Annotated in this window: 9 protein-coding genes; 6 read left to right on the forward strand and 3 right to left on the reverse strand. The window is 52.1% G+C overall.

Going from position 1 to position 7,118, the window contains the following annotated elements; all coding sequences use genetic code 11:
• Positions 1-106 precede the first annotated feature (106 nt).
• From ACQUQ0_RS11255 to ACQUQ0_RS11270, 4 genes are all read left to right on the forward strand, one after another.
• Positions 107-1,231 carry a tyrosine-type recombinase/integrase gene (locus ACQUQ0_RS11255; protein ID WP_435185100.1) on the forward strand — a complete coding sequence of 375 codons (1,125 nt, stop codon included), beginning with the start codon at positions 107-109 and terminating at the stop codon, positions 1,229-1,231.
• A gap of 383 nt (positions 1,232-1,614) precedes the next feature.
• Positions 1,615-1,833 (forward strand): hypothetical protein, encoded by a 219-nt coding sequence (locus ACQUQ0_RS11260; RefSeq protein WP_435185101.1) that lies wholly within the window; start codon positions 1,615-1,617, stop codon positions 1,831-1,833.
• Positions 1,830-2,273: a JAB domain-containing protein gene (locus ACQUQ0_RS11265; RefSeq protein ID WP_435185102.1), complete on the forward strand. Its 444-nt coding sequence runs from the start codon at positions 1,830-1,832 to the stop codon at positions 2,271-2,273. The genes ACQUQ0_RS11260 and ACQUQ0_RS11265 overlap by 4 nt, the downstream gene beginning before the upstream one ends.
• 96 nt (positions 2,274-2,369) lie before the next feature.
• Positions 2,370-2,606 carry a hypothetical protein gene (locus ACQUQ0_RS11270; protein WP_435185103.1) on the forward strand — a complete coding sequence of 79 codons (237 nt, stop codon included), beginning with the start codon at positions 2,370-2,372 and terminating at the stop codon, positions 2,604-2,606.
• Positions 2,607-2,625: 19 nt separating this feature from the next.
• On the opposite strand, the gene ACQUQ0_RS11275 is transcribed toward ACQUQ0_RS11270, so the two are convergent.
• The 3 genes from ACQUQ0_RS11275 to ACQUQ0_RS11285 all read right to left on the reverse strand — a co-directional run bounded on the left by ACQUQ0_RS11275 (position 2,626) and on the right by ACQUQ0_RS11285 (position 5,556).
• Positions 2,626-3,111, reverse strand: coding sequence for a hypothetical protein (locus ACQUQ0_RS11275; RefSeq protein ID WP_435185104.1), 486 nt, complete (start codon positions 3,109-3,111; stop codon positions 2,626-2,628).
• 9 nt (positions 3,112-3,120) lie between these two features.
• Positions 3,121-3,423 carry a ribbon-helix-helix protein, CopG family gene (locus tag ACQUQ0_RS11280; protein WP_435185113.1) on the reverse strand — a complete coding sequence of 101 codons (303 nt, stop codon included), beginning with the start codon at positions 3,421-3,423 and terminating at the stop codon, positions 3,121-3,123.
• 99 nt (positions 3,424-3,522) lie between these two features.
• Positions 3,523-5,556: a phospholipase D-like domain-containing protein gene (locus ACQUQ0_RS11285; RefSeq protein ID WP_435185105.1), complete on the reverse strand. Its 2,034-nt coding sequence runs from the start codon at positions 5,554-5,556 to the stop codon at positions 3,523-3,525.
• Between the two features lie 125 nt (positions 5,557-5,681).
• Here ACQUQ0_RS11285 and ACQUQ0_RS11290 point away from each other — a divergent pair, with 125 nt between their 5' ends.
• Positions 5,682-6,800: an ArsR family transcriptional regulator gene (locus ACQUQ0_RS11290; protein WP_435185106.1), complete on the forward strand. Its 1,119-nt coding sequence runs from the start codon at positions 5,682-5,684 to the stop codon at positions 6,798-6,800.
• On the forward strand, positions 6,793-7,118 hold a 326-nt coding region (locus ACQUQ0_RS11295; protein WP_435185107.1), incomplete at its 3' end, for a hypothetical protein. The genes ACQUQ0_RS11290 and ACQUQ0_RS11295, both read left to right, overlap by 8 nt.

A 7,118-nucleotide genomic window follows, 5' to 3' on the forward strand; every position in this document is an offset into this window, starting at 1 on the left:
GGTCGACGCAGTCACGCGATTACAGAGAAGTATCGATCATATTTGACAAACGATTTAAAACTTGGCTGCGATCTATTCTAGCTTCTAGTGTAGGAGGACGCCGACTATGACGTACAGCTCTGAGAACAAGGTCGACGGGATCGTGCTCGTCACCGACGACGCACAGGAATACCTAAACCCGAAACAGGAGGTCACATACCGCGAGCACCGCCGCGAACTCGCAGAATGGATGCTCTCCCTGGGCAAAAACCCGGACAAAGCCCAAGGCTACAGCCACAGCACCGCCAAAAACCGGATGAACCGTCTCGACCTCTTCTACCGCTTCATCTGGAACAAGAAAGGCCGGTACGTCCAAGACCTGACCACAGACCACGCCGACCAATGGATGCAGCACCTCGCGCGGCAGGATATGAAGGAGTCGACCAAGAATCACTACCAGAAAGCCGCGAAAACCCTGTTCAAATGGAAACGAAACGCCCGCAACAAAGACACCGAGTGGGAACCCCAAATCGAATACAGCGACCCCAGCACAACCTACACACCCCGCGACTACCTCACACGCGAAGACAGGAAGAAACTGCGCGAAGCCGCAATGAGCTACGGAAGCGTACCCCACTACAACAGCGTCACACCCGAAGAACGCGACCGATGGAAAACCCACCTCGCACAACGCCTCCAAAAACCGAAAGACGAGGTCACAATGAAGGACTGGAACAAAGCCAACTCCTTCAAATACACCTCAATGATCCACGTCGCACTGGACGCGGGCCTACGCCCCATCGAAATCAAACGCAGCAACAAAGGCTGGGTCGACACAGACAACTCGGTGCTCCGCATCCCCCGAGAAGAATCCTCAAAGAACCGGGAAAACTGGATAGTCGCACTCAAAGAAGAAACCAGCCAAATCCTCAAACGCTGGCTCGACGAGCGGGAGACACGGGAGAAGTACGACGGCAGAGACGCACTCTGGCTTACAATGTACGGCAACCGGTACAACAAAGACTCGTTCAGGGATGTCTTCCGCAAAATCGCCCGAGAAGCCAACCTCGACCTCGAAAACCGCGACCTAACACCCTACAGCATCAGACACTCAACTGCAACCTACGTCGCCGAAGAAGAAGGACTCGCAGTAGCAGCACAGCAGTGTAGGCATAAGTCGAAGAGAACGACAGAGAAATACGAACACAGTAGCACCTCCCGCCAAAGCAACGCAGTCAACAAAATCGAATAAACACACTCCCCCCTTCTCTCTCCCTCCTTCCCCCCTTCTTCGTCTCCTGTTCGCCGGGTAATCAATAGACAACAGTTAGTCGTTACCTGTTTCAAAGCCGATTCAAAACCAAGACTCAAAGCTGGTGAATCACTGCCTGGACTGATTCAAGACTGATTCTCTAACCTTGGTCGCTCGGTTCTGAACTGGTTGAAGACCGGGTTTCAGGGCTGGCAACGGAATATGCTTATTGTCAATTAAGTATATAAAAGTGTCTTACAAATAGTAAGATAAGGTGGTTTGGGATCAGAACCAATCACGGACTCACTTGCGAATGCGGTGAAACATTCAAAACCAGCAAAGAACTCCAGCGGCACGTCGCGGTCAAAGAAATACTGGCCGAAGTGAAACGAATCGGCGGCACCCGGTTCTACAAACTCGCAAAACAGTGGGAGGAAGACGCCCACAGTGGCAGCCTTCAGGAGTTGGCAGAGAGCCACGGACTCGAACTCAAACCCGGGAATGCCACCGAGATAGCGAAGAAGGAACTCATCCACATCATCCGGCACCACGACAGAAAGGTCGCCAAAAACCAGAGAGCGGCAGAGGTGAACAACGGTTGAAGTACGAATTTGGAACCATCACGGTCCAAGCCGAGATCTGCGAAGACCAGAACCAGCAGATCAAGACGAAAAGCGATGTCCTCGAACGGTATGGTTCTCTGCAGGACGAAGTGAAGGAGCGACTGTACGCAGTTTTTCTAACCCGCTCTAACCGGTTCATCGGAGACAAACTCGTCAGCCTGGGAAGCCAAGGCGCAACCCAGTTCGACGCTCCGGACGTTATCCGGACAGCATCCTTAGTCAACGCTGGGGCCGTCATCCTCGTACACAACCATCCCAGCGGAGACCCCACACCCTCAAAGACAGATATCGAACGAACCGAGCAACTCTACAACACCTTGGAAAACCTCGGCATCGACCTACTCGACCACGTCATCATCGCCCCCAACAACGCCCACAGTATGAAACAAGAACAAAACGGACCATACCAACCCTCCTAACACCCCCTCCTCTCTCCCCCTTCTCAATATCTCCTTGTCTCAGATCCTGGGGGGATGACGTTCTCCAATAAATATCCAAACCCCAAATAACTCGCAATGGATGTAAACGAAATACTCGACAAGTACGGGTTATCGCGCAGCACCACCACCCAGTACATCGACGCAATCACTCAGATGAACCAGACACAGACCGCCGAACAACTCGACGTCTCGCGCGACACCATCAACCGCTACAAAAACACCTTCCACGAAATGAACGCCCAAGAACGACTACTACTCATCGCCTCCCTAACCCAAGACAAACTCCTCCAACAAACCACCAAAGAAAGGTGACCGCCGTCGCACAGATCACTCAGTCGAACAGATCCTGCGCTCTTCTGTAGATGGGTGCGCCGAGCCAGTCGCGATTCTCCGCAAGTTCATCCAGCTTCTCCCTAGCTTCCTCGCCTGTGAGAACATCTCTCTGTACCAGGGCCTTGAGGACGATCGGTGAGATCGCTACCTTGGCGTCAGCGACTGTCTGGAGCTCCGGTAGTGCGCGGAGGTCGTCGGTGATCAGAAAGTTGGCGTCTTTCTCTTTGGTGAGTAGTGCGCAGCTTCCTTCTCCTTCGTCTACTCGGGAGGAGGTGAATTCGCCCTGTATGTCTTGAACGGTGATCTGGTCCCGGTTATCGAGGACGATCTGTGCTGCGTCTCCGTGACGGTCGTCGTACTCGCTGGTTTCCTCCAGTTCCTCGATCACCAGTTCAGTAGTGTGGACATCGAACTCGGTTAGAAGCGTGTCGAGGAGATCGATAGAGGCGAGTGAGATTAGACTGCTTGTATCCGCAGCGATCATACTTTTCGCCTATAGTTCTGCGAGTTCGTCGGCCAACTCTTCGCCTTGGTCGAGAATGGTTTTGGAAGCCTTCACGGATTCGGCGTCTTGCCGTCCGATGAATTCTTTCAGTGTGTCGAATCCGATCCGGTCGTCGAGGTAGAGTTCGATGACTGCCTCTTTGAACGCCTCGTCATCCTCGATCTCCTCCAAGTACTCTTGGAGTGCTTCTTTGACGATTTCTGTCCGGTTCTTGTGGCTGACCTCGGCGGCGACGTCTGCCTTCTCGACGAGGTCGTCCGGAAGTCGGAAGTTGACTTTGGTGCTGCCCATTCTCACAAACCCTCTTGTACGTACATTGTACCTACACATTTAAATAGGTTTCCGCGGCCTCTAACTGCTACCGAAGAAGGAGAATTTCCGAGAGATAGGTCAGAATATTTTCGAGATGATGCCTTTGTTTTCGTCGATGTTGAAGGGGAACCAGTCTGCTACGGCTTCTTCAGCCTTGATCTGGATTTGATTGCCGTCTTGCTGTGCTCTGGCTTCGTTAGGTAGTGTTCGGGCGTATTTTCGGACGCTGCTGTAGACGCTGAGTGAGTCGTCGAATTTGGCGATGAGGTTGCCGTTCCGCCTTTGGAATTCGACGAGGTCGCTTTCGTAGGCGTCTTCCCACATCCATTTCCCGATATCGTACTTTTTCTCCGCCGGCTCTTCAGGGAAGTAGCTGGGTAGTTCTCGATCTGCTCGGTCGTAGAGTTCTTTGAAGACTTGCCGGGCTTCCGCGAGTGTATCGGCGTCCTGGCTCCGCATAATGACGTCTCTGTCTTTGAAGATCTCCGCGAACCAGGTGAACAGGGGGTTGCTGCGTTCTGTGAGATCGTTTACGTACTTCGCAGTTTGATGCGTGTCTTTGAACTGGATGTCGAAGTTGAGGATCTTCGCTCGGTGTTGGATCCGGCTTCGGGGCAGGTTGTCGTTGCTGATGAAGGCGAGTGCGGGAATATCTATTTCTCCGGTCCAGTGCTTCTGACGGAAGTTGAGATAGGTTTCAATATCGAGGTCGTTTGGATCGATGTCGTCGAATACGACGGGGAATACGGAGTCGACTCTTCGGACTGCGGTTAGATTGGTTTTGTTGAGTGAGTCGCCGTCTTCGGGTTCTGTGACGTGGCCGTTGGAGAGTAGGTGGAAGGCGTACCGGGTGAGTGTTCCTTTGCCGCTGCCGGGTTCTCCGTAGACGTACAGGCTGGGAAGGTACTTGTCGAGGTCGATTCCGTTATCCTTGTAGACCGCTGCGTACCGGTTGATGAACGGTGCCCAGAAGAACCAGATGATTGCCTCCCACATCTGTGCCTTCACTGCTTCAGGGTGATCCGTACGGCCGAACTTGTCCACGGTCTGGAAGTACTGCTCTAAGTACTCCAGCGCCTGATCGATCTTCTCCGAGTCATCGGGAACTTCGCGAGTCAGTTTGAGCTGCCGGGTAGTCTCCGTCTGGAGAATAAGCTCATCCTGGTTGTTGAACCACATCTTCGCCGCTCCAAACTTCTCTTTCGAGTGCTTGCTGATCGCACCAGGAGAGGCTCTCAACGTTTTACCGTCGATAGACGCATCAATAGATCTTGTCTCCTCTCGCAGCTCAGAAAGGATATCGTCGAACCCGTTCAGTGACTGTGAGATGGTTTCGTCGGCCTGGTTTTCATTATCGCTTACGGCCAGTGTGAGATCCGGATCTTCGAACTCACCGACGATAGTGGCTTTTTCTACATTTGCTTCGTCCAGTCGTTCGGTCAGTTCTTGTTCGAGTTCGGCTTCTTCTTCCTGTGAAGTGCTGCGGCCGTCTACCCACGCGTGTATGATTTCTTCTCGTTCCTCGTCATCGACTTCTTCCAGCTGACTTGTGAGGTCTTCCATAAACCGGTCGGCGTAGCCTTTGTGTTCTTCGTACCAAGCGTCGAAGACGTTGTCGAGAGGCTGGTTTCCGTCGGTTCTGAAGACTGCTATTGCGTTTTTTTGTCGTGTGGATCCCCATCCTTGTTCGCTGAGATTTGGTGATCCGAGGATGTTGGTGCGGGAGCCGTCTTGGTGTTGTAGTATGTATAGTTTGGAGTGGACTTCGTTGCTTCTGAGGCTGGCGAGGTAGATCCGGAGCCGGTTTTGGCGTTGTAGGCGTTCGAGTTTTTCTGCGAGTTGTTCTTTCCCGCGTAGTTTCTTTCTGTAGTCGAGTGTATTGTCTCCGACGACGACTTCGAGGTTGACGTCGTCGGTTCCTACTTCTTGGAGAAGGTTGAGCAGGGTTTCTGGCGAGTCTGAGTATGTGATTGCTCGGATGTCGGTTACGTCGTCGGTGAAGTAGGTCTCGAAGTTGTCTCTGGTTTTGAGCGTGGCCAGTTCCAGCTCTGCGTCTTCGTTTTCGCTGAGCTGTATTGCGGTTTCGTAGATCGTGTTCGGGTTTTCTGGCATAGTGTGTCTCCTCTCCTCCGCGGACCTGGGAATGGTCTGCTCCTCTACTAGTGCAATATCCGGCAAAGATTTTAATAGTTTTGCCGATAGAGTATAGTTTGAGAAACAGAGCGTGGTTTCACCCAATGGATGACGAGCAAGACAAACTGAACCGGTTCCAAGAAGCATTTCAGCGCGGCCAGGAAGGTCAGATCAGCAACTATGAGGCCTGGCTGCAGGAACACGGGATCGATTCAGACAAGGCAGAGACGGAGTACTTGGAACAGTACTTCCGAGAACACCCGGAGAAAGCAGTCAATCACGAGGAACAGTTAGAGGAAGTCGCAGAGTACATCGGATTCTTCTCTCGCAGAAGCAACGTCTATCACCTCCCGGTAATCGGTGTAACGGGAATTGGGAAGACACAGTTCCTTCAAACAGTATCTGATCTTCTGAAGCAAATCGAGCCTGAAATCGAGCAGCGATCATACGAGGCAGACAACTTCTCTGAGCGTACGGGCGAGGAAGAGCGAATTTTCGAGATTAGGGATGAACTCCGGGATCTGGACAAGGTGGTCATATACGTTGACGACTGTGAGTGGGAGAATGCGGAGACTCTTGTTGAATCTCTCCAGGTGATCACTAGTGTCGTTGATGATGCTTTACTGATTACCTCGTGGACTCCGGAGTACTGGAGGCATCAGGTGGAGGAGGTAGAAGCTGTGCTTCCGTCTTCGACGGAGATTCATCTATCACCGTTCTCCGAGAAGGAGACGGTTGAGGCGGTGAAACAGGTATTTGATGTTTTGTCCGATGACGGGTTTGAACTCCCCGAGGCCTTCCTCAAGCAGATCCACGAGTACAGCAGTGGGATTCCCGGCGTTTTCACTCGATTGGCGTTGAAGTCGATGCGGGAAGCCTTTGTGAATGAATTGGAGTTGGGGAGTGTTGATTCTGTAGAGACCGCTGCTGAGAAGTTGAATCTCGTGGGTTTGGAGGAGTCTGTGTACGAGTTGTCGGATACTAAGTTGACGATACTGACGCATATGCTGCTGTGCAGTCATAGAGGTGGTATTCGACCGTCACAGCTTGTCGACCTGATTGACAGGGACAAGTCGACGGTGTCGTATCACCTGAAGGATTTGAAGACTGAGGGATTGGTTGAGTCGGAGAAGCAGGGAAGGTCAGCGTATTACCAGGTCAAAGATCCGGTTAAACCATTCATTCAGCTTAGAATCGGTCAAAACGGTGAGTACAATGGCTAGCTACAAGATACTCCCATTACGAGACGGTGGAATTGATCTCGAAAAGATCGAAAATCGCGTAGAGAATCTGTCGGCGTTAGAGTCCAGCGAAGATTTGAGGAGCGGTACGTTGCCTCGCAGCTTCCAGACCTTCCGAGGTGAGATGTGTTATGTCGAGTACGCATTCGAGGAGGAGACTGAGGTTACGACTCTGGAAGGTGATGACGAGACTATCAAGGTCGCGGATATGTATCCGATAATCTCAGTCGATCACATCGGGTTAGAGGAAGTGTCTGCTTTGGGAGGATGTGCAACCAACCGAAGCAGACAGCGAGATAG

The sequence above is a fragment of the Halobellus sp. EA9 genome, from assembly GCF_051195055.1.
Classification (GTDB): domain Archaea; phylum Halobacteriota; class Halobacteria; order Halobacteriales; family Haloferacaceae; genus Haloquadratum; species Haloquadratum rubicundus.